This is a genomic window from Enterococcus sp. DIV1726a (assembly GCF_051710985.1).
GTDB classification, from domain to species: Bacteria; Bacillota; Bacilli; order Lactobacillales; family Enterococcaceae; genus Enterococcus_B; species Enterococcus_B hirae.
Map to the genome: position 1 here is coordinate 1691416 of NZ_JBIOLS010000001.1, position 19282 is coordinate 1710697.

Genomic DNA, 19282 nt, shown 5'->3' on the forward strand with positions numbered 1-19282 from the left:
GTTTCATCGTCTGCTTTTCCAACTGACTTTTAATGAAAGTTGTCCATCGGAAATTAATAAAAAACCTATAATTAAAAATAACAACCTCATTATTTTTCAGTGGAGATTTATCAAAAAAACACACTCATTTCAGATAAAAAAGCACAACACAAAAATTGTTTGTGCTTTTTAACCTATTCCTGAATATTAAAATACCTTTCCATCTTTAGATTTAGCTAACAACTATTTTTTCTTGGAATTAGTGAGTCATTTCCTTTCTTGCTTAGCATTCCACAATCAATTGCCTTCACTCATCCACCATAGCTGATCACTTAGTAACTGAAACAGTTCTTCTATTTTATTCATAAGAGATCAGTGCTTGGATGGATGAATGCTTTTAGTTTTGTAAAAATAGATTTTAAACGGTTAGTTATTTGTTCACTAATAGTGCATAAAGTCCTGATAAAGTAGGATACTCTCTGTAAGCAACAAACTCTAGCTTGATTTGTGTGGTGGTGATTTTCTCAAAATCAATGATACGTTTATATCCAATTGATTCAATCTTCGCCAAAGGTTGATAGCCTTCTTCAGTCAAATAGGAAATATTGCATCCCTCTACTCGTTGACTAACTGAAATGTCTTCTTGCAAAATCAATGTATTGAGCGTTTTTGCAGTTTGCCAAGACAATGTCATCATTGGGGTGGAATCATCTGCAGCTGGTTTCCAACTGCTTTTCTTTTGTTCTTTTTGTATTTGAAATTCGACTGGATCTACTACTTCACAGGAAGAAGAAAAAACTAATTCGCCTTGTAACTCAGGTTGATTTGTTTTGATTTCTTCAATCATCCTTCCTAGTTCTGCTAACACCTTTTTATCAGGATCCGCTAGCTGGCCTGCTGGTGTTGGTGGAAGGTTTAATAAGAAAGTACCATTTCCGCCTACAGAACGTCGATAGAGTTCAAATAATTCGTTACTACTTCGCACTTTCTGATCTTCATTTTGATGATAAAACCAACCTGGGCGAATCGAAGTATTCACTTCGGCTGGGTACCAAACTAACTGACCAGTATAATTTTCCAACGCAGTACGACTACCTAAATCTTCGTCAACGCTAGAGACTTTCTGAGAAAACAAACCATCATCAACTTGCTGTGAATCCTTGGCAATTTTTTCAGCATTTCTCAATGTGACTGGAACCACACTCCACTCGTTTTTTCTTGTTTGACCCGCTTCGTTGCCAACCCAGCGAACATCTGGTCCACAAACAGCAATCACTGCCTGTGGTTGTAGACGACGGATCACCTCATAATAACGATCCCAATCGTAAACCTGTTGTTTGCCATTATCCCCTTCACCGTTGGCACCATCAAACCAGACTTCAAAAATTTCTCCATACTGTGTTAATAATTCAGTTAATTGATTGACATAAAAATCATCATAGCTTTTTCCTTCACCGTATGTGGCTTCAGTTCGATCCCATGGAGATAAATAGATGCCAAACTTCAAACCTGTTTGGCGACAGGCATCAGCAAATTCTTTAACCACATCTCCTTGTCCATCTTTCCACAGACTTGAGGCAACGGTATGTTTCGAATAAGCACTTGGCCAAAGACAAAAACCATCATGATGTTTACAAGTTAAAATCGCACCTTTCATACCGGCTGACTTCATGGTTTTTGCCCATTCCAAACAGTTTAATTCTTTCGGATCAAACAGGTTGGGATCTTCGTGACCCAATCCCCATTCTCTGTCCGTCATGGTATTCATGCCAAAATGGATAAATCCATAAAATTCCATTGCTTGCCAAGTCATTTGACGCTGGCTTGGGTAAACTTGTACTGCTTTACTAATATCCATGTTTGTCCCCTGTTATTTAAATTTTCTATTGTAGTTCCATAATTGTAGTAGAACTCCTGCTAAACCGAGTAACTCAATAAATAAAAAGTGATAGCCAATCGTTCGTTGTCCATAAATAACTAAAGACACACAAAAGAAGAAAAATAGCAGATTCCCAATAATATTTAGTATAGTTTTTGCCGATTCAGTCATCTAGTTCACTCCAAATCATTTCATAAGGTTGTAAAGTCATCTGTTCCACCTGTGCGTTGCTTAAGTAGATGTTCGTTGTTTGAACTTCAGCAGAATTGTTGATCACACAATAACGTTGTACTTCTGGGAATAAAGAGACTTCGCAATAAATGTTTTCTGCATAGCCATTATAAATTTCGTCTTCTTTATTCGCTGCATAATACAAGCAACGCATGAGTAGTCGAGCATTTTGAAAATCAAATGGTAAACCAGCTAAATAGACACTACGACCTTTTCCAAATTCATGACAAGCTAAATGGACTTCTTCTTCGCTGTATTCTAAAATTTTAGTTTCTTCGGACAATGCATAGACACTCTTGACCGTTTCACCGAATTTGAATGCTGGTATAGACTCTGTAATAAAATGGTTCGATGTGACTTGTTTAAAATATTTATCACTTGAAAGTGACAAGCCTCGTTCTTTCTCTACCCCTAACACATGAGCCAACTGGAAAAAGCGTCCTTGATGTGGATAACTAGCTGGTTCGCCGATTCCGATGAAGCCTCCACCTTGTGCGACCCATTCTGTAATGATTTGTGGTAATGCCGTTTCGGTCCAAATCTTTCCTCCAGAAAAAGCTGTATCTGTTAAACCAGCATTGATGATCACATCAATACTCGGATCAATTCCATGATTTAAAATATCCTCAAAGCTGATAAAACTTACATCCACATTCATTCCACTCAAGGATTCTAACACGCCATAATAAGAATAGGCTTCTTTACTGTAAAGCGCATGTGCAACAGTGAAAGCTTGCCATGTTCGTAATTTCCCCCAATGATTTAAAATAGCTACTTTTAACCCAGAATATGGTCGAGTGTGGTTCATCTGTGTATGAATCATTCGAAATTCTTCGGTAATCATCGCTACGGTATCGATGAATTTAGGAAACTTATTTGCTAAACTTAAATATCCGCCATACCCCATGCGTTGAATCGGACTACGCAAGATCGCTCTTCTTGCTTGAACCCAATTAGTCATTGCTTCAATCGATGGATCATTTCCTTCATAAAATGTATCAGGGAAGAAATAAGGTAAAAAACGACCTTCTGTATAATCCACGTGTGGGATATCTGAGATCATCCGTAGTGTCGTACCGTCACCCACACTACCAACCACTGCATCAAGTTTCATTTTTTCTGCTAAAGGTCCATAGGGCTCCGCCCCGATCCATTGATCCCCTAAAAACATCATGGCTTCTTTTCCTGCTTCGTGAACCATTTCTGTTAGTTCTGCCACAAAATCCACGACGAATGCTTGAACCAACGACATATAATCTTTATAACGTTGATTCGGAATACGAAACGAAGAATTATAATATCCTTCATCAACAAAATCCTCAGCTGTGAGGGAATACCCATAGGTTTCTTCAAAGCGAGCAAGCATTTTAGGTGAAACACTTGCACCATAGCCAAACCAATCGACAAACTTCTCTTTTCCTTGATGATTGAATACTAATGAAAATTGATAAAAGAACGTGGTGAACCTGACGACGTCAACCTCTGGATTATCTTTAAGCCAACTTTTCATTGTATCTAAAATAAATTGGTGGGAATGAGGCTGAAGTGCATCAAATGGAATCTCGTGTTCCTTATCACCCCAATCATTGGTTAAATGATTGTACATTTCTACTGGATCCCAAATGATATATGCTAGAAATGAAACGGTATATTCATGCCATGGGGTGGTTTCTTTGATCATCACACGATGCTGTTCTTGATCAATTGTCCATAAACTAGCATCGATCACCTCGCCAGTTGTCCGGTCAATTACTTCCCAATATTTTTTAGGATTATCCCGATAATTAGGAACCAATTGGTCCGGATAGTAAGTTTTCATAAAGGCTATCGTTAAAGAAGTCTCTTTTGATAAGATTCGGTCCGACATTAAATAAATTTGCGGACACTCTTCCATATGTTCTTGTATAAAATCGTTATGTGCGCGGGTAGGAAAATACGCATTATAGATTTTTAAACCACTGTTTTTTATTTGTTTGTCTAATTTTGTACCGTCGCTATCACGGATGGCATCAGCCTTCCATTTTTTAGCTACCGCCATTGTTTCATCATAATAATTTTCTTCGCTGGGTAATGTCACTCGTCCCTTTTCCATGTCGTTTTCCTCCTTGTTATTCTTTGGATCCGCCTTGAGCCATTCCTTCGAGCATTTGTTTTTGAATGAAGGCATATAAAATCAAAGCTGGTATCATGACAATGACCATCCCCGCATAAAGCCGACCGTAGTTTGCAGCTGCTTTTTGTGCGGTCATCAAATTCAGTAAACCAACTTGCAATGTGCGTTTTTCGCCTGGAATTAATGTCAATGAAATAATATAATCATTCCAGTAGGATAAAAAATTAAATAGGATAACTGTGATTACTGATGGTTTTGCCATCGGGATAAAGATTTTTACCATAATTTGAAAACTTGTCGCACCATCAATCATCGCAGCTTCTTCATAAGTAGCTGAAATGGTTTTGAAATACCCTTGTAGCAGATAAATCGTAAATGGAACCGTCGTTGATGCGTAAGTAAGTGCTAAAATAAAAAGATTGTCAATAAAAAAACCATTAGGTAACCACTCAATCAATGCTCGATCGCCATTGACCAACATTAGAAAAATTGGTACTACAATATAGTTCACATTGATGAATAAACCAGCCATGAAGAAAGTTTGTAAAAACTTCTGTGCTTTAAATTTAAAGCGTGAAATGACATAAGCCGCTGGCAATGAGATCACTAAATTGATTCCTAAGGCGAGAATCGTAACGAAGACAGAATTCAAAAAATAATTTCCCATATTCGCTTCTTGAAACGCATCGATGAAATTTTGGAAGTTCAGTCCTTTCGGAAGGGTCCAAGGATTGCTATAAAATTCACTTTTGTCTTTTAAAGAGGCTAAGAACACCCAAACGACTGGAACAAACACCGAAAGTGCAATTAATCCTACTAAAACAATCGTTAAAAATCTTAATATCTTGGTATTTCTATGTTGTTTGCTCATCTCCATGATCGAATTCCTCTCATCTTTAATATTGCAAAACGTCGCGATCTGTAATTTTACTTACAATCAAAGAAAGAATGAATGAAAATAAGAAGATCACAACACCTATCGCCATACCATACCCATAAGAAGAATTAGTATAGGCTTGTTTGTACATATAACTTAATAAAACTTCTGATGAGCCATCGGGACCACCACCAGTCATTGCTTTAACCAATACAAAACTTAAGTTGATCGAGCTGATAATATAAAAAGTCAATGTGTTCCGAACGTTTTGCCAGATCAAAGGGAGAGTAATTTCAAAAAATTGCTTAAAGGGTGGTGCTCCATCTAAAGCAGCCGATTCGTAAAGACTTGTTGGAATACTAGCCATACTTGCTGCATACATGACCATATAATAACCAACGGATTGCCAAACCATTGCTATAGCAATACTGTAGATAATGATTTTCTGGTCTCCTAACCACATCTGTTTCCAATGATCGAGGTGAAAAAGACCTAAAATACTATTGAGTAACCCATGGTTCTGATCATAAATAGCGGAAAAGATCGCTGCAATTACAACGATAGATAAAATATTCGGTATATAAATGATAAATCGATAAATCGACTTGCCTTTAAGCTGATGACCAGACATAATCGTTGCTAATAAAAGAGCGAATGCCATGGTGATCGCAGTAACGATTACTAGTAATAACACGGTATTTTGAAAAGCTCGAATAAAATTGTTGTCTCTCAATAAAATGTTGAAATTATCTAGCCCCACAAATTGTTTGACCGCCGAAAAACCACTCCATTTGAATAAAGACATTTGAAAAATATTAAACGTTGGAATAATCATAAAGACTATATATGCGATCAAAGCAGGCATCACACACAAGGTGACAAAGATCGTATTGTTTCTTTTACGAGAAGGTTTCTTTCGTTCCACTTCCTTTTCCTCCTTTTAATATAGGGTCAGGCATTTTTTACCTGACCCTTGTTTTCCTCGCAAATCAGTCTTTCGCAGCCCGCAATTTTTCACTTGCTTCATTCAATTCACTTTGCCATTGTTTCAATGTCTTATCACCAGAGATGATACTGTTTGCTGAATCAAATAGAATTTCCTTGATGTTCACACCTTCTACTGGTTTTGTACTCGCAAAACCACCAACCAAAGCTTCCACATCCTCTTGTTGATAGATTTCGTAAAATGCTTTAGTTTCTCCTTCAATTTTCTCTTCAATCCCTTTAATTGGTTGGATAGCATTTGATTCTAAGAAAATTTTGGCAGCTTCATCAGAGTAAAGATAGGCCATGAACTGTTTAGCTAAATCTGTATTCTTTCCTTCTTTAGGTACCCAAACGGATTCGACTGATGTTGTCAAGTAACGCTTACCTCCTTCTTCTACTGAAGGTAGTGGCATCAGCCCCCAAGTAAAGCCATCTGCGCGAGGGGCATCTGCCATTTCGCCAACAATCCACGTACCATTTGGCATAAACATATTTTTATCATCTAAAATAGATTGTTGATTTTTAGTAAAATCTTGCTCATTTGCATGTCCAACAGTCGCTTTATCAGTATATTGTGTCAATAATTTTTCCGTATATTTTAAAACTTCTGTGGCCTTTTCTGTTTTCCAAATATCTTTTTTATAAGTCATCACATCGCTATAAAAGTCTGTTCCGCCCACACCTGCTAGGATAGAAAAGAAATAAGAATCCATGTAACCTGCGGTTGGATAAGTAAAGAGATTGATGTCTTTCTTCTTAGCTTCATCCCCAAGTTTAAATAATCCCTCAAACGTTGTAGGTACTTCCCAATTGTTTTGACTTAACAAGTTTTGGTCATACACTAATCCAGTAGGAGCGTAATACATTGGCATTAAATAAGTTTGATCGTCCCCATATGGATTGGTATTCAGATTGCCGACAATGCCATCAATCAATTTGTCTTTTACTTTGACGTCTTCGGTAGGTACCGTCATTTCTAATACATCTGTTACATCTTCCAAAGCGTTATCTTTGATCAACGATTCAGTTAATCCCGCTGAACGTCCTTGGCCTAATATTACTAAATCTGGAAATTTCCCAGCTTTCATATTGGGTGTGATTTCATCTTCTAAGCTTTTACTGATTGTCAAATTTACCTTTACTCCTGGATTGGCTTTTTCAAATGCCGAAATAACTTCGCTATACATCTCACGACCATAGCCACCTTCTAATGCTGCAATCGTTAATTCTTGATTCGTTTTCCCATTTACTTCTTCCCCATCAACGTTGCTTTTGTTTGATTTTCCACATGCTGTTAAACCTAGTGTTAGTGTACTTAAAAAAATTAGCGAAGTTACCATACCTTTTTTCATTTGTGTTCCCCCCACATTTTTAATATAATTTGATTATAAATGGAATGTAAGCGGTTGTATTTTGTTTTTTGCTATTATTTTTATAAATATTGTTTTTTTCTTCAATATTTATAAAACCAACAAAGGAGTAGGCTTTCTATGACAGTCCAAAATCTAGATATGATCCAACAAAACAATTTAGAAATTATGTATGTCCATCGTTCAGAACGTAACAATAGCAATTGGCTTCACTTTAAACATGCACATCCTTTTGCTGAATTATTTTATATCACAAGTGGTAAAGGATTATTTATCATTGGTGAGGAAGAAGTCGAAGTGTCCGAAACTGACTTGATTTACATCGCACCGAATGCTGAACATACCGAACTGTCTAAATATGATACGCCAATGGAATACTTTGTCATTGGGTTAAGCGGGTTTACCGTAAAAAATAAGACGCACTTCACTCTCCCCTATTTAGTCATTCAAGATACAAAACGTGAATACCCTTTTTATTTTTACAAGTGTTTTGAAGAACATACCCAAAATTATGAACATCATGATCAAATCATCAAAAATCTCATCTCATCGTTTTTACTGATCTTACAACGAGAGAACCAATTAATGATCGCTACTGAAATCCCAGAGATTAATCTTAAGAGTACTGTTCTTATCAAACATTATATCGATGTCAATTTTAAAGAAGATCCCTCGTTAGAAGATTTGGCTAAACAGTTCCATATGAGTAAATATTATTTAAGCCATCAATTCAAAAAAGATTATGGGATTTCACCGATCAAATATTGGAACACTATTCGTTTGGAAAACGTCAAAGAACTATTGCTATCTTCTAATTTTTCCATTGCAGAAATTTCAGAAATGCTTAGTTATACCTCCCAATCCTATTTAACTCAAGTTTTCAAAAAAAGTACAGGTATCAGTCCCGCACAGTATCGGAAAAACCATTGGCGTTGAGCTATGAAAGAAGCATCATTAAAAAACCTACAAATAGCTCAGAAAAATTTTGAAAGATAAGCTTTGTTCTTATACATAATGCTGCTAAAACAATGATTCACTTACTAATAGATGCTATTTTTCTATAAAACAATACATAAACTAGCCCCTCGCTCAATCAAGTCAGCGAAGGGCTAATTTTTGAATAGTTTTTTGATTGTAAAGTACGTTTAGTTCAAATCTTTCTTCAATAAGTCTACCTGTCTACTATTTTAGATTTACTTTTTAATTGTTGCTATACCCATTGTTTTTGGAATTTTTAGGATTTCAATGATTGGCAGAAGCATTAGCGCCCCTAAAACAGCAAAGCCTAGGCTATAAGCCAGTGGGATCGACAGTTGGATTTCCAATAAATGAATCACCAACGTAATAAATGATACCCCTAATCCTTGAGCTAAAGATTGGACAACTGTATTCAATGTATTGGCGCTATTGCGTTCTTGTGGTGGAATTTCTGATAAACTTAATCCCATAAACGCTGTGAGTGCGAGCGAGCGTCCGATTCCTGAGGCAAAAGCTAGTAACATAATAATCGCTGGAAACGTGGTTGATTCAATGAAAACTAAGCAGAAAGAACTACTCAAAATCATTAGGAATGACGCAATCAATGCCCCTTTGTAGTTAAGTGAGCGAATAATCGTTGTCGTGAAGGGTTTGATCCCAATATTTCCAATAAAGATGAAAATAACATAACTTCCTGCAACGACTGCTGACCAATGAAAAATATTTTGTAAATAGATCGTCAATAGGTACGGCATCGCTCCGACAGATAACCACAGGATTGCCCCACTAGTTTGGCCGATTCTAAAAGAAGTCTTTGATAGGGCTTTTAATGAAAATAAGGGTTGTTCGACTTTATTTAAATGTTGATATGTGAACAAAAGAAATATTATTCCACTCACGATACACACAATTCCTGCTATCTCAAATGAAAGACCGTCTCGTGAAGATAATTCTGCACCGACTACCAGTAAGGTGGATGCCGTTGCCATTTCCACAAAACCGAGCCAATCAAATTTATTTTTGATCAGGTCATGGTCTGACGGAATCAATGAATATCCTAGGATCAAGATCGACATACCGATTGGCAAATTGATCAAAAAAATCCAATGCCAACTTAAATAGGTAATGATTGCTCCACCCATTATAGGAGCGATCGCAGGTGCGATTAATGCTGGCCAAACAAGATAACTCGTCATTTTTAATAGTTGGTCGACTGGCGTTTTTTCAAAAACGATCAATCGTGCAGTAGGTGTCATCAACGCTCCAGAGAAACCTTGTAACATTCGCATTCCTAAAAGAACCCCAAAACTAGGCGCAAGGGCGCTCCCTAATGAACTAATGGTGAATAGGAAAACAGCCAGAAGCCAGATTTTTTTCTTACCAAAATAATTGGCTAACCAGCCACTCATTGGGATAAAAATCGCCACTGTGACTAAATACGCACTGATTAAAAGTGAGATTTGTGACATATTTGTTGAAAAAGTGGTCGCCATTTTGGGTAAAGCTGTTGTAACAATCGTACCATCTAATATTTCCATAAATAAACTCATTGCCATTACTAAGGCAATTTTGATTTGTTGAGACATGTTCTTCCTCCAAATATCATCCTTAATATATCTTTTAGATATATATTTTTTTGTATAAAAGAGACTGTAACTAATAAAAAGTTACAGTATCGTTGCTTTTTTATGACGTTTTAAAAAGCGCTCCGTTGATAAGGACTGTCACGTCTTGTTCTATTGATCAAGTCTATTCTTCCCTATAAGGTAGTTCTGATAAAAAATCTTCTGCCCACTGGATTGCTAACTGGGCTTTTCCAAGTAATAATTCTAATTTTTTAGTCGCATACCAATGATCAATTTTTTTTACTTCGTCTAATTTTTTTAAATAGCCCTTGATTTCGTCAACCGTGATTTGTTTTTCACGTATGTAGACCATTAATAATTCTTTTTGTTCGTCTAATGAGAGATGTTGCATCGAATCGAGTTTGATTAAATAAATTTCTTCTGTATGAGCGCCACTGGGAACATCTTGTTTCATTAATTCAAAAAATCGTTGACGTCCTTTATCAGTAATACTGGCAGTCTTTTGTGTACGGCCTTCTTCATTAACAGTAATAGTGATTAAGCCATTTTTTGCCAACTTGTCTAACAATGGGTATAAAACACCAAAACTGACTTTGCGATTTTTGCCTAAAGAAGCCTGCATTGCATTTCTTAAGTGATAACCATTTTGTGGTGATTCCATCAATTCTCCTAGAACAAACAGTTCATTCATCATGTTTCTTCCTCCTTATCTATCTTTTAGATACAAGAATGATATATCTAAAAGATGCATAAGTCAATCACTTTTCTTTGTTAAGATAATTAAGCAAACTCACTTTGCCATTCACATTCTTTCTGTTCTTAGTTCACCATTAAATAACTATTTTTATATATAATTAATATTAAAAAACATTTATTCAAAACAAAAAACACATAATTAAATAACTTTAATAAAGGAACCCTAAGAACCATTACATGGTATAATGGGAAAAAATTTAGTAGGTGTTAAAATGAGAATGTTAGGAAACTTGATTTGGTTTATTTTTGGAGGCTGTATCGGTGGGATTGGTTGGTTTTTAGCAGGAGTCATTTGGTGTATAACGATCATTGGTATTCCAATCGGGTTACAATGTTTTAAGCTGGCAACTCTTAGCTTTTTCCCATTTGGTAAAGAAGTGATTTATAGCGATAGTGGGACTTCTTTAATTATCAATATCATCTGGTTGATTATCAGTGGACTCCCATTAGCGATTGCCCACGTGATTAGTGGTCTTATACTCTATATTACGATCATTGGTATTCCATTTGGTAAACAGTCGTTTAAATTAGCTAAATTAGCGTTGATGCCTTTTGGTACGAGAATCGTTCTAACCAGATCTTATTATTGATTAGATAGTTAAGAACCTGGTAACAATTTCTAGATCTAAAAAAGCCGAAGAATGTCAAAAAAGAAACAATTTTTGAAATCTTCGGCTTTTTTGTTTGGACAACTTTTAAGAAACACCAGGATCAATTATTGAAGACAACATCAACTATAGATTCACCTCTTTGATCACTGATTGTTCATATTGTTTCGTGCCAGATGATTTGCTGTTGTGCAGCTAATGGTTCTTTAATCATTGTTAAGACTTCCTCTTCAGTCAAAGCATCAGGGTAGTCACTCCAGATGGCAAAATAGGCACCTTGTACTTTTTTCATTTGTTCGTTTGTTAATCGTTGGTTTTCAGGAAATTGATCAATCGTCCAGTGGTCTTGAATCTTTTGAGCTGTAGGATACTTATAACTAGCTCCTTCTCCTAAAACAAAATAGAAAAATTGATCGTTGACATTGATCAATTGATGGTCACGAGTGAGAAATTCCCCCGCAGTCGCCATTGTTGCTTGATGTTTTGTCCAATACGTAATTTGAATAGAAGGTTTTAATTTACTTTTCATGAGCAGTCCTTTTTTATAGACACCATCATTCCAAATTCTAGCTTTTTTACCTAATGTTTCGACATAGTCTGCTAACTCATTGATGTAGTCGATGAAAACATCATACTGACGGGTTGGATCGTGGTATTCAGCGATTGCTTGTGCTTTTAGTGCCGGATATTTATCCAACTCTGAAAATTCAATGTATTCGTCAGCCCCTAAATGGAAATAATCGGAACGATGAAATAACTCTGCATATTCTTTTATCATCTTTTTGATCATGGTAACCGCATCTTTTTTGGTGATATCAAGGGCTCGATTAGTCGGAAAAATCAAAGAATCTTCGCCTTCTCTCTCCATTTGCCATTGTGGATAGATTGCCAACAACCGTTGCAAATGACCAGGACTATCAAACTCTGGAATCACAGAGATTCCCTTTTGCTCCGCATAATCAATCAATTTTGTCATTTCCTGTTTCGTCAAAAATTTCTCTGATGTGATTTCTGGAATTGTTTCGCATTCCAACCGAAATCCTTCATTATCAGAAAAGTGAAGTTGCAAAGCATTCATTTTCAATGAAGCCATGTAGTCTACAAGTTTTTTCAGAAAATCCATTGAATAAAATTTACGTCCAATATCTAAAATCACGCCACGCTCTTTTAAAGAAGGTGCTTTTGTAACAGATAATGGCTTGTTTGATTCATTCATCAATTAGCATCCACTCCTTATTCTGCCATTAGTTGCCAACAACCAATGCCCTCCATCGTTTTTCCTGGTACTAAAGTTTCAGACCTCTTTGTCTGATTTTTTTCAGACAGTTCTTGAATGGTAAAGTTTCTATAATCCAATCCTACCTCAGACAGCAATAAAGATGAAGCGTTTTCTTTATAAAAAAAGTAATAATCGCCATTTTTATGGGTCACATACCAGCCTTCAGGGGAATCAAACGGTACTGCTCTTGTCTCATAGATTCCTTCGCCATATTTTTCCAACCAATCGCCTAGTCTTTCTAAAATCGCTACCGCTTCTGTAGGTAACTCTCCATTTGGTTTAGGTCCGATTCCTAGTAGTAGATTTCCTCCTTTTGCAACGATCTGGACGAATGATAGAATAACTTCTGCTACTTCTTTATATTCGTCATTTGGCCAATAGCCCCAATTTTTGGTTAATGGGATATTGCTTTCCCATACTTTGACTGGTGGTTGTTCAGGTATTTTTCTTTCTGGTGTCACATAGTTCTCATAGGCCCCGCCAATGGTTCGATCGACAATCAAGAGATCTGGCTGAGAATGCCTGACTTCACTCGCTATTCTTTCCATATCGAGTTGTTCATTGCCCTGATTCACCCAGCCTCCATCTAACCATAAGATATCAAGTTGGCCATAATTTTGGCTAATTTCAGTGAGTTGATTCGTAACAAACCGATCATATTTCTGCCAGACTTCAGGCAACTCTTTTGGGTCATAATTTGCGTATCGCCCAGTCGCTTCTCTTTCTGGCAACCAATAATAAGAGCTATGCCAATCTGGTTTTGAATAATAAGCACCTGTCGCTAGTCCTTCCTTTCTAAAAGCGGTGACAACTGCCTTAAAAATGTCTGCTTGAGGCGCTTTATGGTAGGGACATGTCGCTGCAGTTACTTTATAATCCGAATACTTTGTATCATACATTGTAAAGCCGTCATGATGTTTTGTTGTAAAAATCATGTAGCGAAAACCAGCTTGTCGGCACAGCTTTGCCCACTTAGTTGGTTCAAACTTATAAGGATTGAAACTATGGATCAACCCCCAATAATCTTCTCGTAATTCGACCATGTTCGTGCGCCAAGGTATTTTTCTTGCCCAGCTGTCTTCTTGTGACAATTGCCAAGACTCTACAATACCGGGAATACTATACAGCCCCCAATGAAAGATCACTCCCAGTTTTTGATCTTGAAACCAATCGAGTTTTTTTTGGATATTAGCGGGTAACTCCTGGTAATGATCTGTTTCGCTTTGATGGTTTTCGACAATGTCTTTTCGCAGCTTACGGTCTTCGTTTTCCTGTTCAACTGCGGATACACCATGTGCTTTTTTCATGATCATCAACCTTTCTAAATAATTGAATACTTTGTTTAAAGGTAACTGTTTCAACTGTCAAATGAACTTCTCTTGGCAATACTTCTTTAAACGTTTCATCTAAATAGTATAACTGTTCTTTTGTTAGGATCATTTCAATCATTCGTTCTTCCAATGGGGTTAGATGTACTTTTTTAAATGCGAGCAATTCTTTTTCTCGTGGGGGAATAAAACCTTGTTGTTTTTTCCCGTAAATTTGAATCGTCTCTGCTCCACTATGATTACCTGTGTTTTTCAATCGACAAGAAACCTTAATCGAATGATCTTGATGACCGGTAAAGAGTACATCGGTCAATTCAAACGATGTATAGCTTAAGCCATAGCCAAAACAATAGATTGGCTTTTCAGGATAATCGGTATACGTTTCTTTAAATTGAGTATTTCGATAATTATAATAAACGGGTAATTGACCTGAATGCTCGGGAATCGTAAACGCTAATCTACCATTCGGATTTTTCCCAAAAAGAACATTCGCGATCGCTTTTCCTCCGTATTGTCCTGGATAGCCAGCGAAAAGAATCGCTGAAACATATGGTTCAATCGCTGAGATACTATGAGGTCGGCCTTCAATCAAAACGGCAATGACTGGTTTTCCATGTTTTGCTAATTCCTTGACTAGTTTAATTTGGCATTCCGGTAGTTCGATCGAGGCTAGGTCAATGTTTTCTCCACTAGTCATTTCTTGTGATCCCTGTAATGCAGCACCATTTTTAGCAAAAGCCGTTGAAAAATCTCTGGCACTGGACCCACCTAAAGTCACGACAATGACATCTGCATTTTCAGCTACTTGATTTGCTTCGTCTAGTCCTTGAGGTAGATTAGTTGTGATCTGACAGCCTTGAGCAAAAGCCAATTGGGTAGTTGAATTTGCCGTGTGCTCTTCGATCCCCTGCAATAGATTGCAACATGATGCTATTTTTTTAAAAGGCGTGTAATCACCTAATAGATGATAGATATTATTCGCATGAGGTCCTACAACTCCAATTTGATTTAATTTCTCTTTTTTCAAAGGTAATATATTGTCATTTTTCAACAATACTAGACTGTCTTCTGCCAAAGCTGTACACAACGTTTCTTTTTGTGCCGAAGTAAAAGAAACTTTCGGTGAACTTTGGCTAGAGAAAAGACCTAATTCGCTTTTCAACTCAAGAATTCTTAAAACAGAACGATCAATCACTTCTTCACTTACCAGCCCAATAGCCACTGCTTGTTCTAGATAAGGAAACACCTCGTCCCATAAGCTAAGATCAACTCCACTAGAGATGGCTTTGGCTGCAGCCATTGATGGATCGCCACAAGTTTCTGCCACTCGATCTAATGCACAACCATCGGCCATGACGATTCCAGAAAACCCGTATTCTTCTCGTAAAATTTCTTGTAACAAATGGGGATTCGTGTGACAAAATACACCATCAATATCGTTATACGCTGCCATACAGCCTTTTGCGCCAGCTTTAATTCCTGCTCGAATGGCGGGTAAATGGATTTCCCTTAACTCACGCTCTCCGATTGCCACTGGACCAGAATTATGTCCTCCCATGACGTTTCCTTGACCAGCCAAATGTTTTAACACAGCTTTAATTTTTTGTTCTTTTTGTAAACCAGTTACAGCTGCTTGGGTAAAGGCCGCTGTTAGATACGGATCTTCACTAAAACATTCTTCTGTTCTGCCCCAGCGTGGATCTCTTAATAGATCTAAAGTCGAAATCAGTCCAAGATGAGCCCCTTTTTCCTGTAACTCAGCAGCCACGACTTCTTGCAATTGTTGGTAAAGTTCTGGATTCCAACTACATCCCACTGAAAAATTCGTTGGCAAAGTGGTGGCTTCTAAGGCTTGATGCCCATGAGGACATTCTTCGGATAATAAGACCGGTATTTTTAAACGGGTCTCTTTTTTCATGTATTGTTGGATCATCTGACTGACTTCTTGTGCCTCACTGGTTGTTAATCCAGTCAGCTCATTTCTTTCAGACCAAGGATCGGCACGAAATACCCCATAAATGACACCGACCGTGCCATATTTTTTCACTTCATTTTTGAAATAGTCCGTCAAAAAAAGCTTTCCGTCTTTTTTTTCGTAGACTTGCCAGCCATACAATCGTTGATTCAATTGTCCAACTTTTTCTTTTAGTGTCATTTTTTGCAACAATTTTTGCAAATCACCCATCGTTCTGCTCCTTTAATTGGATTTTGAAGGTATGGATCTCGTAAGGTTTGAACACCACTGTTACCTCATGCTCACTGTCTAAAGCGACTGTTTCAATCGGATTTTCTAATAGATCGCAAATCTGTACATGTTGAATTGGCTGAGAAAATTTTAAGACCGTTGTTGTTTGGCGATTTTCAAATTCATAAGCCCGCATAATGATGGATCCATCCGTTTCAGCTTTCTTTAAGGTTTCCAGACAAATGTTTCGTTCTTGACAGTTCACCCACGAACCTTCTGGTAAAGTTTTCTGTTCTTGACGAACAGCCAAACAAGGGATATTTAATTGACGAGCTTCTTCTTGGGTCTTCGCTTCCTTCCACGTTTGAGCATGGCAATAAAGCGAGTAGGTGAACTGATGATTGCCTTGATCTGCTGTTTCATAAGGATCTGTGGCGGATTTGATCAATGAGACTCCTAAATGTTGGTATTGAGCATCAAAGCCATACTTTGAATCTGTCAATAATGAAATCCCATAGCCATCATCGGATAGATCGACCCATTTATGTCCACATACTTCAAACTTTGCTTTGTCCCACGAAGTATTTTTATGCGCCGGTCGTTGTAGATTGCCAAACTGGATATCATAAGTCGCTTGATAGGCATTGACAGGCACTGGAAACTCCGCTCGAAGGAGACTATGATTTTGCTGCCAATCAACCTTCGTTTCAAAATCGATTCGTGCTTTTCCGTGAATCAAATGGATGTATTGCGTAATAGTCGAATCATAAAACTTTCTAACGATTTTCAACGTATCCCGAATCGGACCTTGATCAACAATCAATGCTTCTTGAATATCGGTAATGATTGTTGGTTTATTTTTATAGTAAAAATCAATGTCCCATGCATCATAATTTAAAGGCAGATCTTCGTAAACCAGTAGTTCGTTCACTGCTTTCTTACCAGCGATTTCTCGTTGGTTCTTTTTATCGAATGCACTGATCATACGATAGTGTTCGTCGAATAAAAGACTAAAGTCTTGTGTCTCGTATTGCTTAGTTAAAGGAGTGGTTTCCGTTTTAGTCGTGACTTCACGATCTAATTTTACAATAGTGTAATAACTCCCACCGAGAGCAGGTAAATGATCGAATCGTCCTAAGAATTGTCCATCATACGTTTTTTGGCTGACAATCGACTGACCTTGATGTTCCAGACATTCTCCTGATTCCAGTGGTAATGGAACGATGACTTGTTCACTTACTCCGCTAGGGTTGAACAGATAAAGAAACTGTCCTGCATCGTGACTTGGCAACACTGTGTCAATTAATTGGTTCATTTCAGTGAAAAGTTCGTGATAATCAATATCTGTCTGATTATAAACTTCTTTGATTCCGCTTCCTGGAAGAATATCATGGAATTGATTTAACAATAATTGTTTCCATGATTTTTCCAACATTTCAGCTGGATATTTTTCTCGGGCAAAGATACTATATAATTTTTCAACTGTCTGTAATAACGTTTCACCAAATCGATTGTTGCGCTTGTTTTTCCCGATGGAGGTATACGTTCCCCGATGGTATTCAAAATACAGTTCTCCGAGCCACTCTTTTTCCTGATGCTTGACCATTTTTTCGGAGAGTTCTTCAAAAAAATCAATCGCTGTGCTTTCAATGACTTGGGGCATACTCGGCAAACCTTTTTTCATACGCTTCAACGTTTCCAACATGTCTCGTGTTGGTCCTCCACCACCGTCTCCATAACCGTAAGCGATCAGAATACTGTCATTGACATCCTTATCTAAGTAGCGTTCCCAACTTCCTTTCACCGTATAAGGATCGAGTAGTCCATTGTAAGTCGTATAGTAAGGTGTCGGGCTATAACCGTCACTGATTGTCGTAATAAAATGAGTTAGCGCTCGGCTACCATCGATTCCTTGCCAAAAAAAGCTGTCATAAGGGATCTGATTGAATTGATTCCAAGAAAGTTTTGTTGTCATGAAATAGGGCGTGTTTGTTTTTTTCAAAATTTGCGGTAAAGCTGCAGAATAACCAAAAACATCTGGTAACCACAAAATTTGACTTTCTTGACCAAACTCTTCGCGTATAAATTGTTTCCCATAAAGAAATTGACGGACCAATGATTCACCTGAAGCAAGATTACAATCTGCTTCTACCCACATAGCCCCTTCTGGAATCCACTTGCCTGCAACAATTTTTTCTTTGATTTTCTCATATAGTTGCGGATAGGTATTTTTGATCAATTGATACATTTGTGGTTGACTCTGAATGAAAGTCAGTTCATCATATTCCTCCATTAATTTCAATACAGTCGAAAAACTACGTTCTCCCTTTTCAACCGCCTGCATCACTGTCCATAACCAAGCCAAATCGATATGTGTATGACCAACAACCAAGGCACGAGGAGCATTTTTTACTAAGCCTGTTTGATAAAATGCACGTTCTAAGTGTTCTTTTGCTTTCATTAATCCTTGATAATATTCTGAGCTATAAGGTTTATAAAAATTCAATTGATCAACTACTTGTCCTAATTCTCTTTCATAATAGATATAATTCGAGTCATGCTCGTTTAGCGATCGCCAACTATCCAATATCACGAACAAATCGTAATAGAGTTCATAAGACAAAGGATCGATCAGCCTTAGCTCAACCGTCAAAGGATATTTTTTTTCCTCCCGACCTGAAAAAACCTCGATTTGCAATGGAATCCGATCTCTTGAAGCATATTCTTTGGGTAACCGCAAAGTCGTATGGTTAACATCTAATCCTTGGATCAGCTGATCACCAAAATACACTTTTATTTGTGGGTTTGTCGTTGAATCCCATTCAGTTAGTGAAGAAAAGATTGCTAAATCGACTGTTTGATTTTGAAATTCATTTGGTAAACATAGTTCTCCTGCAATTGTATAGTACTGATTTTTTTCGCCAAAATAAGCGCCTCTTTCAAATTCTTTTGTCCCCGTTTTAGAATGAAAAACTAAATTCTCAACAGGTATCGCAGTTTTGATCATGTTCTTTTTTAACTCTATGATGATTCGTTGCACACGTTCAAATTCTAGTAATTTTTTCACACTATTCCTCTTTTCTAGTGAAAAGCCAGGAAACAACTAAAAAATTGAGCTCCTGGCTT

At 37.2% G+C, this 19282-nt stretch carries 14 protein-coding genes; 2 read left to right on the plus strand and 12 right to left on the minus strand.

What is annotated here, in order from left to right; translation table 11 throughout:
• Nucleotides 1–409: 409 nt before the first annotated feature.
• The 6 genes from IGJ27_RS07510 to IGJ27_RS07535 all read right to left on the minus strand — a co-directional run bounded on the left by IGJ27_RS07510 (nucleotide 410) and on the right by IGJ27_RS07535 (nucleotide 7418).
• The gene (locus tag IGJ27_RS07510) at nucleotides 410–1837 is read right to left on the minus strand and encodes an alpha-L-fucosidase (protein WP_096710234.1); all 1428 of its coding nucleotides are present in this window, start codon (nucleotides 1835–1837) and stop codon (nucleotides 410–412) included.
• A gap of 12 nt (nucleotides 1838–1849) precedes the next feature.
• On the minus strand, nucleotides 1850–2029 hold the full coding sequence (locus IGJ27_RS07515; protein WP_094940596.1) for a DUF6903 family protein: 180 nt from the start codon (nucleotides 2027–2029) through the stop codon (nucleotides 1850–1852).
• Entirely contained in the window at nucleotides 2022–4181 is a 2160-nt protein-coding gene (gene gnpA / locus IGJ27_RS07520; RefSeq protein ID WP_178305879.1) for a 1,3-beta-galactosyl-N-acetylhexosamine phosphorylase, read from the minus strand. Before gnpA ends, IGJ27_RS07515 begins: the two co-directional genes overlap by 8 nt.
• A gap of 16 nt (nucleotides 4182–4197) precedes the next feature.
• The gene (locus tag IGJ27_RS07525) at nucleotides 4198–5079 is read right to left on the minus strand and encodes a carbohydrate ABC transporter permease (protein WP_094940598.1); all 882 of its coding nucleotides are present in this window, start codon (nucleotides 5077–5079) and stop codon (nucleotides 4198–4200) included.
• A gap of 19 nt (nucleotides 5080–5098) precedes the next feature.
• The gene (locus IGJ27_RS07530) at nucleotides 5099–6004 is read right to left on the minus strand and encodes a carbohydrate ABC transporter permease (protein ID WP_240274102.1); all 906 of its coding nucleotides are present in this window, start codon (nucleotides 6002–6004) and stop codon (nucleotides 5099–5101) included.
• Nucleotides 6005–6068: 64 nt separating this feature from the next.
• Nucleotides 6069–7418: a carbohydrate ABC transporter substrate-binding protein gene (locus IGJ27_RS07535; RefSeq protein WP_178305878.1), complete on the minus strand. Its 1350-nt coding sequence runs from the start codon at nucleotides 7416–7418 to the stop codon at nucleotides 6069–6071.
• A 138-nt stretch (nucleotides 7419–7556) separates the two neighbouring features.
• Between IGJ27_RS07535 and IGJ27_RS07540 the strand changes: the two genes are divergently transcribed.
• A complete protein-coding gene (locus tag IGJ27_RS07540) occupies nucleotides 7557–8372 on the plus strand; it encodes a helix-turn-helix transcriptional regulator (protein WP_094940600.1) in 816 nt (271 codons plus the stop codon).
• Between the two features lie 257 nt (nucleotides 8373–8629).
• Here the strand turns inward: IGJ27_RS07540 and IGJ27_RS07545 are convergent, their stop codons facing one another.
• Both IGJ27_RS07545 and IGJ27_RS07550 read right to left on the minus strand, forming a co-directional pair.
• On the minus strand, nucleotides 8630–10000 hold the full coding sequence (locus tag IGJ27_RS07545; protein WP_178305877.1) for an MFS transporter: 1371 nt from the start codon (nucleotides 9998–10000) through the stop codon (nucleotides 8630–8632).
• 163 nt (nucleotides 10001–10163) lie between these two features.
• Complete coding sequence (locus IGJ27_RS07550) at nucleotides 10164–10694, minus strand: PadR family transcriptional regulator (RefSeq protein WP_010718914.1); 531 nt, start codon at nucleotides 10692–10694, stop codon at nucleotides 10164–10166.
• A 274-nt stretch (nucleotides 10695–10968) separates the two neighbouring features.
• Here IGJ27_RS07550 and IGJ27_RS07555 point away from each other — a divergent pair, with 274 nt between their 5' ends.
• Entirely contained in the window at nucleotides 10969–11346 is a 378-nt protein-coding gene (locus IGJ27_RS07555; protein ID WP_010718913.1) for a YccF domain-containing protein, read from the plus strand.
• A 175-nt stretch (nucleotides 11347–11521) separates the two neighbouring features.
• Here IGJ27_RS07555 and IGJ27_RS07560 read toward each other — a convergent pair whose 3' ends face one another.
• Genes IGJ27_RS07560 through IGJ27_RS07575 form a run of 4 tightly spaced genes read right to left on the minus strand, consistent with a single transcriptional unit; the run spans nucleotide 11522 to nucleotide 19223 of the window.
• On the minus strand, nucleotides 11522–12580 hold the full coding sequence (locus IGJ27_RS07560; protein ID WP_256733945.1) for a family 20 glycosylhydrolase: 1059 nt from the start codon (nucleotides 12578–12580) through the stop codon (nucleotides 11522–11524).
• A gap of 17 nt (nucleotides 12581–12597) precedes the next feature.
• Nucleotides 12598–13950, minus strand: a complete 1353-nt coding sequence (locus IGJ27_RS07565) for an alpha-L-fucosidase (RefSeq protein ID WP_178305875.1) — start codon at nucleotides 13948–13950, stop codon at nucleotides 12598–12600.
• Complete coding sequence (locus IGJ27_RS07570; protein WP_178305874.1) at nucleotides 13919–16156, minus strand: glycoside hydrolase family 3 N-terminal domain-containing protein; 2238 nt, start codon at nucleotides 16154–16156, stop codon at nucleotides 13919–13921. Before IGJ27_RS07570 ends, IGJ27_RS07565 begins: the two co-directional genes overlap by 32 nt.
• A complete protein-coding gene (locus IGJ27_RS07575) occupies nucleotides 16149–19223 on the minus strand; it encodes an alpha-mannosidase (protein WP_178305873.1) in 3075 nt (1024 codons plus the stop codon). The genes IGJ27_RS07570 and IGJ27_RS07575 overlap by 8 nt, the downstream gene beginning before the upstream one ends.
• Nucleotides 19224–19282: the final 59 nt, after the last annotated feature.